The organism is Cryobacterium sp. M91, from assembly GCF_002929615.1.
Lineage (GTDB): Bacteria > Actinomycetota > Actinomycetes > Actinomycetales > Microbacteriaceae > Cryobacterium > Cryobacterium levicorallinum.
The window spans coordinates 148801-165302 of the sequence record NZ_PJJT01000085.1; the positions used below are offsets into that span (position 1 = coordinate 148801).

A 16502-nucleotide genomic window follows, 5' to 3' on the forward strand; every position below is an offset into this window, starting at 1 on the left:
CATTGCTGGCCCTCCAAAATGACTCCCAGATCACGCCCAAGGAGATTCACCTTATGACGAACGAGAGCTTCGATTACGTGATAGTCGGCGGCGGAAGCGCCGGATCGGTCCTCGCAGACAGGCTGAGCGCCGACGGACAGCACACGGTGCTGGTCCTTGAAGCGGGCCGCAGCGACTACCCGTGGGACCTTTTCATCCAGATGCCGGCGGCCCTCACCTTCCCCAGCGGCAACAGGTTCTACGACTGGCAATACGAATCCGACCCCGAACCCCGCATGCACGGTCGGAAGATCGCCCACGCCCGCGGCAAAGTGCTCGGCGGCTCCAGCTCCATCAACGGGATGATCTTCCAGCGCGGTAACCCCCTGGACTACGAACGCTGGGGAGCGGACGCCGGCATGGAGACCTGGGACTTCGCGCACTGTCTGCCCTACTTCAAACGCATGGAAACCACGCTGGCCGCAGCTCTGGACGATGACTTGCGCGGCCATGACGGACCTCTGGTCCTGGAGCGCGGGCCCGCCCGCAATCCCCTGTTCCAGGCCTTCTTCCGCGCCGCCGAGGAAGCGGGTCACAAACGCACCGATGACGTCAACGGGTACAGGCAGGAAGGCTTCGGCCCGTTCGACCGTAACATCCACAAGGGCCAGCGGCTGTCGGCTTCCCGGGCTTACCTTCGCCCCAACAAGGGCCGTCGGAACCTGACAGTCCGCACCCGGGCGCTGGTGGCCAGAGTCAACTTCGACGGCACAACGGCCACGGGGGTCAGCTACCGCCGGAACGGGAGGCTGCACACCGTCAGCGCCAAGGAGGTGGTGCTGTGCGGCGGGGCCATCAACACGCCCCAGTTGCTGCAACTGTCCGGCATTGGTGATTCGGCCCACCTCTCGTCGCTGGGCATCACGACTGTCGTGGCTCTGCCCGGTGTCGGCGAAAACCTGCAAGACCACCTGGAGGTCTATGTCCAGCACTCCTGCACGCAGCCCGTGTCCATGCAGCCTAGCCTCAGCCTCTGGCGCTACCCATTGATCGGACTCCAGTGGCTGCTGAGTCGCAAGGGCCCGGCTGCCACCAACCATTTCGAAGGAGGCGGATTCGTTCGCTCCAACGATGACGTCGCCTACCCCAACTTGATGTTTCACTTCCTGCCGGTGGCTGTGCGCTACGACGGCCAGAAGGCCGATGCCAAACACGGGTATCAGGTCCACGTCGGCCCCATGTACTCCGACACCAGGGGCAGTCTGAAGATCATCTCCACGAACCCGGCCACGCACCCGTCCCTGCAATTCAACTATCTGTCCACGGACCAGGACCGGCGCGAATGGGTCGAAGCCATCCGGGTTACCCGCGACATTCTCGGCCGGCCGGCCCTGGCTCCCTACAGCGGCGGCGAACTCTCACCCGGCCCGTCCGTGCAGACGGACGAGGAAATCCTGGACTGGGTGGCTCGGGACGCCGAAACGGCGCTCCATCCCTCCTGTACCGCCAAGATGGGCCCTGCCTCTGACCCCCTGGCGGTGGTGGATCCGCTCACCATGAAGGTCCACGGGACCTCGGGGCTCCGCGTGGCTGACGCCTCCGCGATGCCCTATGTGACCAACGGCAACATCTACGCACCGGTCATGATGCTCGCCGAAAAGGGTGCGGACCTCATCCTGGACCGTACGCCACTGGCACCCCAGCACGCCGACTTCTACCGGCACGCACCTGCAGCTACTACCGAGGCCGCGCCCAGTGTGGGTCTCGCATGAACCGCGTTCAGGGTGTTCAGCTGACCGGCCTTGGAACCGTCACGGTCCCCGATGACGCACCGGTGCCGGGGCTGTTTGCGAACGGCCGGTGGACTGAAACGGCCGCCGGGTACACCCGGGTCATCCGCTGCCCGGCGGACGGTGAACAGGTCGCCGAGGTTGCCGAATGCACGGCCGCCGACGCCGGGGAAGCCGTCGCCAGCGCCCGTCGCGCGTTCGACAGCGGAGCGTGGCCGGGAACCAGCGAGAAGGCGCGTGGCCAGGTCCTGCTCCGCACCGCCGAATTGCTGGAGCGCGACAAGGCCCTGTATGCCCGGGCCGAGGCCCTCGACACGGGCAAGCGCTACGTCGAAGCGGAATACGACATCGACGATATCGCCGCCTGCTTCAGGTACTACGGCGGCATCGCCGGGACGGACGCAGGCCGTGTGATCGACACCGGAAATCCCGGCAGCATCAGCCGCGTTGTCCACGCACCGGTCGGGGTTTGCGGACTCATCACGCCGTGGAACTACCCCCTCCTGCAGGCCTCCTGGAAGGTGGCCCCGGCCCTGCTGGCCGGTAATACCTTCGTCCTGAAACCCAGCGAATTGACTCCCTCCACGGCCATCCTGCTGATGGAAACGCTCCTGGAAGCCGGGTTGCCGCCCGGCGTCGCAAACCTCGTCACCGGCACGGGCCCCGAGGTCGGCGCCGTCCTGAGCGAAAGCCCGGACGTTGACCTGGTCTCCTTCACCGGCGGCCTGGCCACCGGGATCAGCATCATGAAGGCCGCGGCCGACACCGTGAAGCGGGTCGCCCTGGAACTGGGCGGGAAGAATCCGAACATTGTCTTCGCTGACGCCGACCGCGAGTCTGCTTTGGATAATGCCCTCACTGCGGTGTTCCTGCATTCCGGGCAGGTGTGCTCGGCCGGCACGAGGCTCATTATTGAGGAATCGATCCACGACGAGTTCATGGCCGAACTGGTGCGGCGCGCCCAGTCCATCCGGCTTGGCGGTCCCTTCGACGAGCGCGCGGAAACCGGCCCGCTGATTTCGGCCGCGCACCGTGACAGGGTCCACGCCTATGTCCAGGCCGGCATCGCGGAAGGAGCCACGCTGCTGTGCGGCGGATATATCCCCGACACCGGCGCGCTGGCAATCGGCAGCTACTACCCTCCCACCATCCTGGATGACTGCCACACGTCCATGAACGCCGTCCAGGAAGAGTCGTTTGGACCGGTCCTGACCGTGGAGACCTTCAGCACTGAGCAGGAAGCCATCATGCTGGCGAACGACACCGCCTACGGGCTGGCTGGCGCCGTCTGGACGAATGACGGTTCCCGCGCCCAGCGCGTTGCCGGATCCCTCCGGCACGGAACGGTGTGGGTCAACGACTACCACCCCTACCTTCCCCAAGCTGAGTGGGGCGGGTTCGGCAAGTCGGGAAACGGCCGCGAACTTGGGCTTCAGGGTCTCGCGGAGTACCGAGAAACCAAACACATCTGGCAAAACATCAACCCCCAGCCCAGCCACTGGTTCGAGTCTCCACCGGCAGGAGTACAGCAATGAATAGTCCCGACATCTCCGTGCGCAACCTTTGGAAGGTCTTCGGACCGGGGGGCGACCAGATTCCCGGAAACCCCGAACTCTCGGGCCTCAACTCAGCGGAACTGCTGGAACGTACCGGCTGCAACGCTGCCGTCCGTGACCTGAGTTTCGACGTCGCCAAAGGCGAGGTCTTCGTGGTCATGGGACTTTCCGGATCCGGCAAGTCCACCCTGATCCGGTGCCTGACCCGGCTGATCGAACCCACCTCCGGGCAGGTCCTGGTGGACGGCAAGGATGTTCTCCAGGCAGGCATGGCCGAGCTCCGCGAACTGCGCCGGCGGAAGATGTCCATGGTGTTCCAGCATTTCGGCCTCCTCCCGCACCGCACCGTGCTCGACAACGTCTCTTACGGGCTGCAGGTCCGCGGGGCGGCCAAAAAAGAACGCTTCACCCGGGCCCGGGAGATCATCGAACTCGTGGGCCTCAAGGGCTACGAACAGCACTACCCGGACCAGCTGTCCGGCGGGATGCAGCAGCGCGTGGGCCTGGGCCGGGCCCTTGCCGGGGATCCGGACACCATCCTCTTCGACGAGCCCTTCTCCGCCCTGGATCCGCTCATTCGCCGTGATATGCAGGCCGAAGTCATCCGGCTGCACAAGGAAATGGGCAAGACCATGGTTTTCGTGACCCACGACCTCTCCGAGGCGCTCAAGCTCGGCGACCGCATCCTGATCATGCGAAACGGAGAGACGGTCCAGTGCGGCACGGGAGATGAGCTGGTGGGGTCCCCGGCGGACAAATACATTGAGGACTTCGTGTCCGAAGTCCTCCGCGCGGATGTCCTGACCCTGAAGTGGATCACCCGGCCCGTTGAGGCCGCAACACCGGCTGACGCGCCCGTTCTCAGTTCACGGATGATCATCCGCGATGCCATCGCGGCGGTCATGCAGTCCCCCTGCCCCGTCCTGGTGGAGGATTCCGGCCGGATCACCGGGCAGATCGACCGTGACAGCATCCTGTCGGTACTACAGCGCACGGAAGCAGCGGCCTAGTGTCCGTCCTCGTCCGGGATCGGGCCACGGCGCAGCCTGCACCGTTCCCCTCCCCCTCCCGTACCCTCGAACCGCGCCGCAGGCCCAGCAGACGCACCATCCTGTTGGCCAGCGCAGTCGTCGTCTGGATCCTGGGATTCGTTTTCCTGCATGGAACCTCCACCCTGACGCTGCCGGCCTCTGAGCTGACGGACCTGCACCGCTCCCTCAACCAGTTCAACGTTTGGGTAGCGGCAAACCGCGCGGACAACCCCGTCTTCCTGTACGTCTTAACGCCCTTGCGTGCCGGCGTCGACGCCGTGGCCAACCTGTTCATCACCACCTTTGCGGCGAGTTCCACGGGCCTTCGTCTGCCGGAAATCGGCTGGCTCGGAACGGTGGGCTTGCTGGGGTGGATCGCGTTGGCGATCGGAAATGCCCGGGTCGCACTGTTGACGGTGACCATCCTTATATTCTTTGGCTTCCAGGGCCTGTTCCTCGAGGCCACCTACACGTTCGCCTTGGTCGTCACCGCTGTGCTGCTGACCCTTCTGGTTGGAATCCCACTCGGTGTCCTGGCCGGCGTGTACGGCCGCGTCGCCAAGTTGATCACGCCGGTACTGGACTTCATGCAGACGCTGCCAACGTTCGTGTACCTGGCCCCCCTGGCTTTGATCTTCCTCATCGGCCCGGCATCGGCCGTTATCGCCACAGTGATCTACGCGGCTCCGCCCGTGATCCGCCTGACGGCGCACGGCATCCGCGGCATCCCCGAGAACACCCGCGAAGCATCCGATTCACTGGGCACAACTGGTGTGCAGCGGCTCCTTACCCTGCAGCTTCCCATGGCCCGCCGCACCATCGTCATGGGGATCAACCAGAGCACCATGGCTGCCCTGTCCATGGTCACCATCGCCGCCCTGATCGCAGCCCCCGGGCTCGGCCAGGTGGTGGTCCGGGCGCTGCAGTCGCTGGACGTCGGCACCGCCGTCAACGCTGGACTGTCCATAGTCCTGCTGGCGATCATGCTGGACCGGGTGACCACCGCCGCAAGCCGCCGCGCGGAACCAGGAGCAGCCCGCAACCGCAGGGTCTCCCGCAGGACCAGATACATCCTCCTGGGCATGACCCTGGTGCTGGCCCTGGTCATGGTGCAGTTCTCCCGGACCATGCTGTGGGCCGCCGCATTCCCGGCCAACCTTGACATCGGCCGGGTGATCGTCCAAGCCGTGAGCTCGGCCAGCGAATGGACGCAGGCCAACCTATCCCTCTTCACCGTCTCCTTCCGGGAAGCCGTCACCACCGGGATCCTCAACCCGTTCCAGTCGCTGCTCACCGAGACACCCTTCTACATCCTGGTGGCCGCTATTGCCCTAGCCGCCTACGCCCTGGGCGGCTGGAAGCTCTCGGCCCTGACCACTGCCTGCCTGGGCGTTATTATCTACCTCGGCCTCTGGAGCGACTCCATGGTCACCCTGGCCGCAACGCTGGTAGCAACCACGGTGGTCATGGTCCTGGGTATAGTCTTCGGCGTCGCCATGGGACGGTCCGCTCGGGTGGACCAGATTATGCGGCCCATGCTGGACGCGGGCCAGACCATGCCCGCCTTTGTCTACCTGGTCCCGTTCCTGGGCCTCTTCGGCGCCACCCGTTTTACAGCGATCATCGCCGGAATCATCTACGCCGCCCCCGTGGCCATCAAGATCACGGCCGACGGCATCGCGGCGATCTCCCCCACCGTTGTCGAAGCCGCCGTATCCAGCGGCTCCACCCCCTGGCAGGTCATCACCAAGGTCCAACTTCCGATGGCCAGGCAGACCCTGGCCCTCGCCGCGAACCAGGGCCTGATCTATGTCCTGGCCATGGTGGTGGTGGGTGCGCTCGTGGGCGCAGGCGGCCTCGGGTACGACGTCGTTGCTGGCTTCGTGCAAAGCTCGCTCTTCGGCAAGGGCCTCGCTGCAGGCCTTGCCATCGTCTTCCTCGGCATCCTGCTGGACAGGATGACCCAGGCCGCCGCAGCCACACCGGCGCGAAAAATCCCTTCGCCCAAAACGTCGACAACCTGACCGCATGATCGCCCTGCGCCCGGCGCGGTGGACCCCCGCATTCCCCCCAATAAGGAGATCAGATAATGAACAAAGCTAGATTGCTGTTGAATCGAACTGTCCCGGCAGTGGCTGGAGCTGCTGCCGCGATCATGCTGTTCGCAGGCTGCGGCGGTGCCTCCGTCAATCAGTCGGCTGCCGATGGCGCGACGGCGTGCGGAACGGTCAACGTCGCAATGAACGCCTGGGTGGGGTACACGGCCAATGCCGCCGTGTACAGCTATGTGGCGAAGAACGAGTTGGGCTGCACCGTGGTGCAGAAGGACCTGAATGAGCAGATTTCGTGGCAGGGCTTTGCCTCCGGCGAGGTGGACATCGTGATCGAGAACTGGGGCCACGATGATCTCGCCAAGCAGTACATCACCGATCAGAAAGTGGCCGTCGACGCTGGCGCCACCGGAAACGTGGGCTACATCGGCTGGTACGTGGCGCCCTGGATGGCCGAGAAGTATCCGGACATCACGGAATGGGAGAACCTGAACAAGTATGCCTCGATGCTCGCCACGTCCGAATCCGGAGGCAAAGGGCAGCTACTCGACGGCGATCCCGCCTTCGTCACCAATGACGAGGCGCTGGTGAAGAACCTCAATCTGGACTACAAGGTGGTGTTCTCCGGTTCGGAGGCCGCCCTGATCCAGTCATTCCGTACAGCGGAGCAGAATAAGACGCCGATTCTGGGCTATTTCTACGAGCCGCAGTGGTTCCTGGCCCAGGTGCCGCTTAAAAAGGTCAACTTGCCGGCGTGGACCGAGGGCTGCGACGCGAACGCGGAAGAAGTAGCCTGTGACTACCCGGAATACAAGCTCAACAAGATTATTTCGAAGAAGTTTGCGGACAGTGGATCGCCCGCAGCCAAGCTTGCGAAATCATTCAACTGGACCAATGAGGACCAGAATGCGGTTGCTACGGATATCCAGGGCGGCATGATGCCCGAGGAGGCGGCAAAGAAATGGGTGGATGCTAACGAGGATGCTGTGAACGCCTGGCTCAACTAGTCCAGAACGTTCAGATTATGCGGCGGCGAGTCCTCCCTGGGCTGTCTCACTGATCTCAGCCGGGTCGGTAGACTCACCCACCCACCGGAAATCCGTGGGTGGGTGAGTGACTTGTTTTCAGCTCCTTGTTCGGGCAGCGCGAACGTGTCGCCACCATGCGGATCTGCTGGCCCTGTCTGCGACGAATCGTGGGCATCCGCTCTCAGAGATCGTCTTCGGGTCGGGCGGTGAGGATCCGATTGGCGCTGACCTGCAAAATGCCGAGCGACTCCTGGATCAGGGGCGATGTGATGCTGCCCTTGCGCACCGCAGCGACAATGCGGCGCGAGGGTTTGCCCTTGCCGGCAATGCGCAGTCGAACCACGTTTTCGGCACCGTGCAGCGGCGCCAGCCGCGGCAGCAGTCCCAAGCCCAGCCCCGCACCAACGAAGGCGATCTGGGTTTCCCATTCCACGGCCTCATGGGCAATTCGCGGTGTCACCCCGACTGCCGTGAACGCCGCCGTAAATAGGGCATGGTAGGTGGAACCGGCGGCCTCGGTGATCCAGGGTTCCGTGGCCAGCTCCTCGAGCGTCACCGTTTGCCGTGATGCCAACGGATGGTCGGCGGGAATGATCACGTCCAGGGGATCGTCGAGCAGAACAGTCTGTTCGAAGCGCGCATCATCCTCAACCGGGGTGTCGGACTGCATGGCGACGATGACCGCGAGGTCGATTCGCTCGGCAACCAACAAGTCGAAGCAGCGAGCCGGGTTGGCCTCGAGTACCTGCACCTCCAGCAGGGGGCGTGTCGAGCGCAGCGTGGCGGCCAGCGGCGCGAGCAGCTGGGCAGCCGCCGTGGAGAATCCACCGAGCCCCAAACGGGACGGCACCTGGTCGCCGGCCTCCATGGCCGCGGCGCGCAGGCTCTCCCATTCCGCAATGAGCGCGTCCGAGCCCGCCACGAGATAGCGGCCCGTGGCGGTTAGCCGTACCCCTCGACCGTCCTTCGTCAGCAGCTGCATTCCGAGCACACGCTGGAGCTCACGCAATTGCGCGGAGACCGCGGAGGGAGAATAACCCGTGAGCGCCGCCGTAGCCCCAACGGTGCCGCACCGGCCAAGTACCCGAAGTGTTATAAGCCGTGGATCGATCATGCACTTATTCTGCACTGTTATTTGCTAAATCTTGCGCTTTTGTTGCAGATCTATGCTCCCTAATCTCAGGATTAGCCGTTTTCGACAACGCCGGTTGCCCCCCACTCCGGGTCTCACTCATCGCACACTCATCCAACCCTCTCGGGAGGAAACCCATGGCTGCTCCAGTACACATGCCCCTCAATTCACGTGGAAGACTCGCTTCATACTTGCCAGCCGAGCAGATGGCGGAAATTACCGAGTTGTTTGATTTTCGGCGGGTGGGATATTCCCTCAATTCCCCCTTCTACACCGATCCGACGATTTTCAACATTGACATGAAGGCCATTTTTGGCCAGCATTGGATCTTTGCCGCCAGCATCGCCGAGCTCCCGGAACCAGGAGACTACGTCACTGTCGATTACGGCCCGTATTCCCTGATCGTGCTGCGCGACGACGACGGCGGCGTGAACGTGCTGCACAACGTGTGCCGCCACCGGGGCGCCCGCGTCCTGACCGAAGCTTCGGGGACCACGGGCAACCTGGTCTGCGGCTATCACTCGTGGACCTACTCCCCCCGCGGCGATTTGGTCCATGCCTCGGCACCGGGGGAAACGCAGTTCGACAAGGGCTGTTTCGGTCTCAAGCGCGCCCACAGCCGCGTGTTCGCAGGACTCATCTTCGTCTGCATTGCGGATGAACTGCCAACGGACTTCGACGAAACCGGAAAGATCTTCGAACCCTACCTCGCGCCCCACGACCTATCGAAGACGAAAATCGCTTACCAGCAGAACATCGTCGAGGAGGGCAACTGGAAGCTCGTCATGGAGAACAACCGTGAGTGCTACCACTGCGACGGCCACCCGGAACTCGCCTGCTCCCTCTTTCCCACCTGGGGCCTGACGGAGGGCCTGATCCCACTCCATCTTGAGGAGGTGTGGGGCCGAAACAAGGAAGCACAGTCCTCGCTCGAGGACCGTTGCCGCCGTTATGGCCTTCCCTATGAGGCCGTCGAGGAACTCGACACCCGCGTAGGGGGAATCCGCATCTCACGAGACGCTCTCGACGGCGACGGCGAATCGTTCTCGCCCGACGGGCGCAGACTCTCCAAGAAGCTGCTCGGCGACTTGCGCGACTTCCGCCTTGGCCGCTGCTCGATGCACCTGCAGCCCAACAGCTGGTTCCATTTCGTCGCGGACCACATCATCACGTTCGCCGTCTTCCCCGTCAATGAGCACCAGACGCTGGTACGCACCACCTGGCTGGTGGCTGACGACGCCGTGGAAGGCGTCGATTACGACCTGGAGAAGCTCACCCACACCTGGAAGCAGACCAATCTGCAGGACAAGGCGTTCGTGGAGTTGTGCCAGAAGGGCGCCAGCAGCCCCGCCTACGAGCCCGGCCCGTACATGAAGAGTGAATACCAAGTCGAGGCATTCATCAACTGGTATGTACAGCGCGTGCAGGAGCACTTGGCATGATTGAACTCGGCACCGTCACGGCCATCCAGGAGCCACAGCGCATTCGCGGCTTGGAGATGCCGTGGAACAGGGTGCTGGGCAGCACCGATGGACCCGCCGGTGCGGCCCGCGCATTGGGACCCTGGAATCCGCAGGAGCTTATGGCCGAATGTGTCGAGACCATTCCGGAGGCGGGCGGCATGATGACCTTCGTGTTCCGCCGCTCCGACGGGGCGCCCCTGGCGTTCCGTCCGGGCCAGTACGTGAATGTCGCCTTTCCCGTGAACGGCGAGGACCAGGACGCCGTGGACCGCAGCTACTCGCTGTCCAGTTCGCCCACCAAGCCGTGGACCTTTGAGATAACAGTCAAATGCGACCCCACGGGGCAGGTCTCGCCGTGGGTGCACGCGAACGTCAAACCCGGCACCGTCCTGGAGATGCTCGGGCCGGTCGGGGCCTTCCACCTGCCCGACGTCGACCGGCGGGCACGGTACCTCTTACTGGCGGCCGGCTCCGGCATCACCCCCATCATGTCGATGGTGCGGACCATCCACTCCCTGCCCGGACAGGCCGATGTCGTGCTGCTCTTCCACGGAGCGGAGGCTGGAGGGTTTGCCTTCCACCAGGAATTGAACTACATCGCCTCCGTGGACTCACGCGTCAAGGTCTTCTACTCCCTGGGCAACCGCAGCGAACCCGAGGGGTGGCAAGGGCTCACCGGAAGGCTAACGGCGGCCATGCTCGACCAGGTAGCCCCGGATGCCAACGGGCGCCAGGTTTATGCCTGCGGCCCCGAGGGTTACCTGAACGCAGCCACCAAGCTCCTTGAGAAAGTCGGCGTCGACGACACCTCCATCCACGTGGAATTCTTCTCGGGAGACCGCCAGACCATTCTTGAATACCAGGCGGAGGTCGCGCTTGCAGTGGACATTGCAGAGGAAATCGCCGAGGAAATCGCCGATTCCGCCGAGGACTACTACGAAAGCCAGCCCGCAGCATTCGGGCTCTACGAGCCCGGCTACGATGCCGAGGGAACCCTGGAGGCCACGGGGCTGCCGCTGGAAACCGTCGACTCGGACTCGTCCTGTCCCGAAGCCCCCGACGCCAGTCCGGATGTGGGGCCGGAGGCCGGGTCCACCGATGTCTCGAACTTCGACACGGTCGGCACGGGAAGTCTCACCCTTTCCTTCCTGCGCACCGGCATCAACGTGCGCATCGACCCCACCGAACATATCCTCGGGGTGGCCCAGCGTGCGGGCGTCAGGATTGGCGCGAACTGCAGGGAAGGCATGTGCGGCTCCTGCAAGGTCGTCAAGCTTTCCGGGGAAGTCGACATGAACCACCAGGGCGGGATCCGGGCTCGGGAAATCGATGCAGGCAAGTTCCTGCCGTGCTGCTCGACCGCGCTCACTGATTTAGTGATCGATGCCTAGCCGCCTCCAGCTTCTCCCCCCGGGAGCGTCTCAATAGACCCAATTTGCTTCACGAAAGTGACAACAACGTCCTCACAGGCAGTCTGATGCGACCAGCATCACCGTGAGGGTTCGATCGCCAACCCATAGGAGCCATTTAATGTCAGGTAACAAAGCCGTTGCATACAAGGCGCCGGGGATCGTGGAAATCATCGATACCCCGTATCCCACCTTCGAACTGCAAGCCGGCCCAGGCGTCAATCCCCTCAATGTCGGCCGGAAGATCCCGCACGGGGTCATCCTGCGCACCGTAAGCACCAACATCTGCGGCTCGGACCAGCACATGGTTCGTGGCCGCACGACCGCCCCGGCCGGTCTCGTCCTGGGGCACGAGATCACCGGGGAAGTCATCGAGACCGGGCCCGACGTCGAGTTCATCAAGGTCGGGGACATCGTCTCGGTCCCCTTCAACATCTCCTGCGGACGTTGCCGGAATTGCAAGGAAGGCAAGACCGGAATCTGCCTGAACGTGAACCCAGACCGTCCCGGTTCCGCCTACGGCTATGTCGACATGGGCGGATGGGTCGGCGGGCAGGCGGAGTTCGTCCTGGTCCCCTACGCGGACTGGAACCTGCTGCGGTTCCCCGATCGGGACCAGGCCCTGGAAAAGATCATGGACCTGACCATGCTCTCGGACATCCTCCCGACCGGTTTCCACGGGGCCGTTACTGCAGGTGTTGGCGTCGGGTCCACCGTCTATGTTGCCGGGGCCGGTCCCGTGGGGCTGGCCGCGGCAGCCAGCGCCCAACTGCTGGGGGCTGCGGTGGTCATCGTGGGGGATCTGAATGAGGATCGCCTGACCCAGGCCCGATCCTTTGGCTGCGAAACCGTTAATGTGGCCAACGGGGACCCGGCTGACCAGATCGAGCAGCTTCTCGGGGTCCGGGAGGTCGATGCCGGTATCGACGCGGTCGGTTTCGAGGCCCGCGGACACGGACATGGTGCCGGGGCCCAGGAAGCGCCGGCCACCGTACTCAATTCACTGATGGATCTCACCGCCGCCGGCGGGTCCCTGGGCATTCCCGGCCTGTATGTCACCGGGGATCCGGGCGCCGCGGACGAGGCGGCCCAGAAGGGCAGCCTGTCACTGTCCCTGGGCACCGGCTGGGCGAAGTCCCTCTCCTTTGCTACCGGCCAGTGTCCGGTCATGAAGTACAACCGGCACCTGATGATGGCGATCCTGCATGACAGGATCCAGATCGCCAAGGCGGTCAACGCCACAGCCATTTCACTCCAGGATGCCCCGCGGGGGTACGCGGAATTCGATGCGGGCGCCGCCACGAAGTATGTCCTGGACCCGAACGGCTACCTCAGCAAATAGTCCGCCAGGCAGGTTAGAGCAGTCGGTGCACCACCCATATCGTGTGGGCGGTGCACCGCCCAATCCGTCTTCGAGGCGCTTGAACGTGTTGCGGATCAGATGAATGTTATGCCGATGTCGGCACGGTGGCTTGATGACGTGGGTCTGAATGGCACCGGCTACGTCGCGGCCGAACTGGGCCAGCAACGCAATAGTGTCGTCGCTGGAGACTCTGATCTCGGCAGCGAGGTTGTCCAGGGCGGTGCCTTCCGGCAAAAGTTCTGCGAAGAAGTTGCGTCTTCGCCCCGCCCGGCTGCGGTTGCTGACGAGGTCGAACGGCACCGAGGCGGAGAGGATCGTGCTGCCGAGCCCCAAACACACAGCTGCCTAGGCGTTTAGGCGTGCAGCCAACTCGTGGAGGGTGGGAACGGTGTAGTCCGGTTGCGCGAAGTAGCTCGGATAAGGGGCATCGCCTCGGTTGATCCAAGCGGTGCTGAGGCCCGCTTGGGCTGCCCCGTGGATGTCCCAGGGGTGCACGGCGACCAGGAGCATGTCGGCCGGCTGAACCCCCAGAGCATTCGCGGCGTAGTGATAGGCGGAACCGACAGGTTTCCACGCCGGTGCGTCCTCGACGGTGAGAAGGGCGTCAAAGTTATCTCGAATCCCCGCCTCGGACAGCATGGCTTGTGCCAACCGTGCCGACCCGTTGGACAAGGTCGCGAGGCGGTACCCCGAGACCTTCAACGCCCTGACCCCGTCTGCGACATCCGGGTGCAGGTTCAGCGTCCCGAGGCCCTCCAAGACATGGGATACGGCCTCATCGGCAGTGCGCGTCAGGGCGATGCCGCGGAACAGATCATGCAGGATCGCGGTGCCGATCACGGAGAATCTCGCACTGTCGCCAGACGCGGCGAGGGCGAATCCGTCTCGAAGCAATGATGCGAACCAGATCCGGGCCAGATAACCCGGGGCACCGACCTCCACGAAACGATTCTCCATTGGTGACATGTCCGAGAGGGTCTCATTGACATCGAAAACGATTACTGACGCGGCTGCATTCATGATGGGCTCCTTAAGATTGATCAACGTGCCCGAGATCGGAAACCGACGGCGTCTGTTCACGCCGGTCGTGCCTCGACTCAAACACGAAGTCGGACAAACGATGTGGTCGACCCCTTCCACCCAATAGGCAGAGTCACGGCAGCGAACACGATGCGATCCACGGACCCACGGACCCACGGACCCACGGACCTCCAGTCTACGAAAACCTCGCCCGCGCCCTAAAACTGATCCTGTGAGGCGTGGGATGCACCGCCGGGAATTCCTCCCCTGCCTCATGGTTGTCTTCTAGACGTATCGGAATCGGCGGGTGTAATGCCGCCCGACGGACCGTCGCTCAACTCAACGGAAAGAAGATCGCCATGGACCTCAACAAATTGGATCTCGCCAATCGCCGCGGAATCATCACGGGCGCAGGACAAGGCATCGGCCAGGCCATCGCCCTCGAGTTTGGTCGACGCGGTGGTCACCTCCTGCTGGTCGGCCGCCAATTGGCCACACTCACCGAAACCGCCCGCCTCGTCGCCGCCGCGGGCGGAACAACCGAAATCCTCGTCGAAGACCTGACTCAGCCTGGCGCTGTTGAACGGGTCGCCGACACCGTTGCACCGTGGAGCACGGTTGACCTGCTCGTCAACAATGCCGGCAATGTACGCGCGGGTCGGCTTGAGCTCATCAGCGATGCGGATGTCCATTCAATGATCGATCTGAACCTCACCGCTCCGATCCTGCTCACCAAAGCCCTCCTGCCGGCGCTTCGTCTGAGTGGCGAGGGCCGTGGAAGCATCCTCCTGAACGTTTCCAGCGGGATAGCCCTCGTCGGGATGCCGTTCTATTCGATTTACGCGGCCACGAAATCAGGCTTAGCCCAGTTCGGCGAATCGCTGCGCCGGGAATTGATCGGAACGGGCGTGCACGTTGCGACCGTCTACCCGGGGGCCACCGATACCGCCATGATGACCTCGCAGAACGCCGGTGCCGAACTCGGCTGGGGCCGCCGCAGCCTGGCCGACGTCATCACCGATCTGATCGCTGCATTGCAGGCAGGTGAGCATGAAATCAACACCGCACCCGAGGGCCGCCGGGCAATGCAGGAACTCAACCTCACCGACCCATTGGCCGTGGATGCCGCACTGGCTCCCGGCCTCGAAGCCCTCGAACTCGCGGTGCGCGACCACCGCAGCATCTAGCGGCCCAAACTACGAGACCACCACGTGAAGAACACCGCAACCTCAAGCGGATCCGATTTTGCCTCAAAGACCGACGTCCAGACCCGAAGTGGCATTCTGCGCGCTGGAACGCGGCGGGCGTGGCGTACCGGGGCTCACGCATCCTCTTATCGAATCATCCCTGGCGCGTTCACGGTCAAGTCGCGCTGCGCGTTAGCTGGCGCAGAAGGTCCAGGGCTCGGTCCTTGGTGAACTGTTCTGTGGTCCTCTAAGGTGAGCTCGTAGACGTCGGCATCCAGGTTTCCGATGCCGTGCAGCGCAGCGGATGATTCGTGAGAAACAACCGCCAGCTCGGGTGACACGAGGCGCTCGGACGCTCTCGGCCGGGGGTCAAGGGCAAGCCGCGCTACCTGCAGCCCGCGATGCCGATCGAACGGCACCCCGACAACCACATACACGCCATGCTGCAGCCGTGCCAGAGCACCATGCTCGGCAAGCCGAGCCAGCTGCGCTGGCGTAACTCCCAGACCACGGGCCTGGGGCGGCGATCGCCAGCAGCGAGCGGATCGCTGACTTGCTGAACCGTTGTCACGCTCTTGGTCGATACCCGCGCAGACCCAATAAGCTTCGTCATTGACGCCTTTCGATGTCTCGCAACGGTCCTTGCCTGCCTGCATATTGTTGACAAACGATGCGAGACACGCCGCTTCTTACATTGCCTTCAGACTGCGATGCCCACAACCCGATCACCGAGAAGGATGTAGACCGTGGCGCTCGTCACTATCGCGCAACGTCGACCCGTCCCATCGTGGCGTCAGCCGCCAGCTTGTGAGACGTGGTCTCCACCGTACCGGTGGGATTTGAAAACTAGACCGTCCCTAATCAGACGGCGGACCGCGCCCAGATCAGCAGGATTACCGGGTTTTTCAATCTTTTGAACACCCGGGACACCGATGCGATTTCATTCAAGTGCTGCCAAAATATTGCCACGCACAGCACGGAACAGTGGACGACTCTGTGGACGCCCGAAGCATTGGGAGAAACCCGATGCTGACGAAGGGATGGCCGAGGCGCATGTGTGCCCCGGCCATCCCTAATCAGGGGTTAGTCCTGTGTGCCGTCTTCGACGGCGACACCGTTGATGTCGTCGCTCGTGTTCTCGGTGTCGGTTTCGGTTTCGGTTTCGGTACCAGACTCGGTGCCGGACTCGTCGGCGGTTTCGCCGTCGTTGGTGCCGTCTTCGACCTCGTCCTGAACGTTATCCGTGTCGGCCGACGTGACGCCTCGTTCGACGTGCGAGGTGGACGATGAGGGACTGGCGGGAGTGGACTGGGCGCCGGCGGTGAGGGTGATGCCGCCGACGAGGGCCAGAGCCAAAGCGACTGCTGCGCCACCGGCGATTTTCGTCTTCTTCTGCATGGTGTGTGCCTTTCGTGAGTGAGCTCCGCGACTGCGGGGCCATACTTCCAAGCTAAAGAGGGGCACGTGAGATAAGCGTGAGAGCCAGAGCTACA

14 protein-coding genes are annotated in these 16502 nt (G+C 63.5%); 9 read left to right on the forward strand and 5 right to left on the reverse strand.

The window, feature by feature from the left end:
- Positions 1-53 precede the first annotated feature (53 nt).
- The 5 genes from betA (at position 54) to CXY80_RS10965 (ending at position 7414) form a co-directional block, all read left to right on the forward strand.
- Positions 54-1751, forward strand: a complete 1698-nt coding sequence (betA, locus tag CXY80_RS10945) for a choline dehydrogenase (protein WP_104132534.1) — start codon at positions 54-56, stop codon at positions 1749-1751.
- A 62-nt stretch (positions 1752-1813) separates the two neighbouring features.
- Complete coding sequence (locus CXY80_RS10950; RefSeq protein WP_104132559.1) at positions 1814-3304, forward strand: aldehyde dehydrogenase family protein; 1491 nt, start codon at positions 1814-1816, stop codon at positions 3302-3304.
- A 17-nt stretch (positions 3305-3321) separates the two neighbouring features.
- Positions 3322-4335 (forward strand): glycine betaine/L-proline ABC transporter ATP-binding protein, encoded by a 1014-nt coding sequence (locus CXY80_RS10955; protein WP_233195267.1) that lies wholly within the window; start codon positions 3322-3324, stop codon positions 4333-4335.
- Complete coding sequence (locus CXY80_RS10960) at positions 4335-6380, forward strand: proline/glycine betaine ABC transporter permease (RefSeq protein WP_092448691.1); 2046 nt, start codon at positions 4335-4337, stop codon at positions 6378-6380. Before CXY80_RS10955 ends, CXY80_RS10960 begins: the two co-directional genes overlap by 1 nt.
- Positions 6381-6445: 65 nt before the next feature.
- Positions 6446-7414 carry an ABC transporter substrate-binding protein gene (locus tag CXY80_RS10965; protein ID WP_199182255.1) on the forward strand — a complete coding sequence of 323 codons (969 nt, stop codon included), beginning with the start codon at positions 6446-6448 and terminating at the stop codon, positions 7412-7414.
- A gap of 202 nt (positions 7415-7616) precedes the next feature.
- Here CXY80_RS10965 and CXY80_RS10970 read toward each other — a convergent pair whose 3' ends face one another.
- Positions 7617-8549, reverse strand: coding sequence for a LysR family transcriptional regulator (locus CXY80_RS10970; protein ID WP_092448692.1), 933 nt, complete (start codon positions 8547-8549; stop codon positions 7617-7619).
- Positions 8550-8704: 155 nt separating this feature from the next.
- Between CXY80_RS10970 and CXY80_RS10975 the strand changes: the two genes are divergently transcribed.
- From CXY80_RS10975 to fdhA, 3 genes are all read left to right on the forward strand, one after another.
- A complete protein-coding gene (locus CXY80_RS10975; RefSeq protein ID WP_092448693.1) occupies positions 8705-10009 on the forward strand; it encodes an SRPBCC family protein in 1305 nt (434 codons plus the stop codon).
- Positions 10006-11421, forward strand: a complete 1416-nt coding sequence (locus CXY80_RS10980) for a ferredoxin reductase (protein WP_092448694.1) — start codon at positions 10006-10008, stop codon at positions 11419-11421. Before CXY80_RS10975 ends, CXY80_RS10980 begins: the two co-directional genes overlap by 4 nt.
- A 139-nt stretch (positions 11422-11560) precedes the next feature.
- The gene (fdhA, locus tag CXY80_RS10985; protein ID WP_092448695.1) at positions 11561-12781 is read left to right on the forward strand and encodes a formaldehyde dehydrogenase, glutathione-independent; all 1221 of its coding nucleotides are present in this window, start codon (positions 11561-11563) and stop codon (positions 12779-12781) included.
- Here the strand turns inward: fdhA and CXY80_RS20195 are convergent.
- On the reverse strand, positions 12689-13141 hold the full coding sequence (locus CXY80_RS20195) for a HipA N-terminal domain-containing protein (RefSeq protein WP_255411846.1): 453 nt from the start codon (positions 13139-13141) through the stop codon (positions 12689-12691). The genes fdhA and CXY80_RS20195 overlap by 93 nt on opposite strands.
- Before the next feature lie 6 nt (positions 13142-13147).
- Positions 13148-13822, reverse strand: a complete 675-nt coding sequence (locus CXY80_RS10995) for a haloacid dehalogenase type II (RefSeq protein ID WP_092448697.1) — start codon at positions 13820-13822, stop codon at positions 13148-13150.
- 359 nt (positions 13823-14181) lie between these two features.
- Between CXY80_RS10995 and CXY80_RS11000 the strand changes: the two genes are divergently transcribed.
- Positions 14182-15009, forward strand: coding sequence for an SDR family oxidoreductase (locus CXY80_RS11000; RefSeq protein ID WP_198415602.1), 828 nt, complete (start codon positions 14182-14184; stop codon positions 15007-15009).
- A gap of 146 nt (positions 15010-15155) precedes the next feature.
- Here the strand turns inward: CXY80_RS11000 and CXY80_RS20765 are convergent, their stop codons facing one another.
- Both CXY80_RS20765 and CXY80_RS11010 read right to left on the reverse strand, forming a co-directional pair.
- Positions 15156-15665, reverse strand: a complete 510-nt coding sequence (locus CXY80_RS20765; RefSeq protein ID WP_134477546.1) for a type IV toxin-antitoxin system AbiEi family antitoxin domain-containing protein — start codon at positions 15663-15665, stop codon at positions 15156-15158.
- Between the two features lie 427 nt (positions 15666-16092).
- On the reverse strand, positions 16093-16407 hold the full coding sequence (locus CXY80_RS11010) for a hypothetical protein (RefSeq protein WP_092448699.1): 315 nt from the start codon (positions 16405-16407) through the stop codon (positions 16093-16095).
- Positions 16408-16502: the final 95 nt, after the last annotated feature.

What these genes read in the sequence shown, in the direction of transcription:
- betA (WP_104132534.1), top strand. Translation starts at nt 54, where the DNA reads ATGACGAACGAGAGCTTCGATTACGTGATAGTCGGCGGCGGAAGCGCC.
- CXY80_RS10965 (WP_199182255.1), top strand. Translation starts at nt 6,446, where the DNA reads ATGAACAAAGCTAGATTGCTGTTGAATCGAACTGTCCCGGCAGTGGCT.
- CXY80_RS10970 (WP_092448692.1), bottom strand. Translation starts at nt 8,549, where the DNA reads ATGATCGATCCACGGCTTATAACACTTCGGGTACTTGGCCGGTGCGGC.
- CXY80_RS10975 (WP_092448693.1), top strand. Translation starts at nt 8,705, where the DNA reads ATGGCTGCTCCAGTACACATGCCCCTCAATTCACGTGGAAGACTCGCT.
- CXY80_RS10980 (WP_092448694.1), top strand. Translation starts at nt 10,006, where the DNA reads ATGATTGAACTCGGCACCGTCACGGCCATCCAGGAGCCACAGCGCATT.
- fdhA (WP_092448695.1), top strand. Translation starts at nt 11,561, where the DNA reads ATGTCAGGTAACAAAGCCGTTGCATACAAGGCGCCGGGGATCGTGGAA.
- CXY80_RS10995 (WP_092448697.1), bottom strand. Translation starts at nt 13,822, where the DNA reads ATGAATGCAGCCGCGTCAGTAATCGTTTTCGATGTCAATGAGACCCTC.
- CXY80_RS11000 (WP_198415602.1), top strand. Translation starts at nt 14,182, where the DNA reads ATGGACCTCAACAAATTGGATCTCGCCAATCGCCGCGGAATCATCACG.
- CXY80_RS20765 (WP_134477546.1), bottom strand. Translation starts at nt 15,665, where the DNA reads ATGCAGGCAGGCAAGGACCGTTGCGAGACATCGAAAGGCGTCAATGAC.
- CXY80_RS11010 (WP_092448699.1), bottom strand. Translation starts at nt 16,407, where the DNA reads ATGCAGAAGAAGACGAAAATCGCCGGTGGCGCAGCAGTCGCTTTGGCT.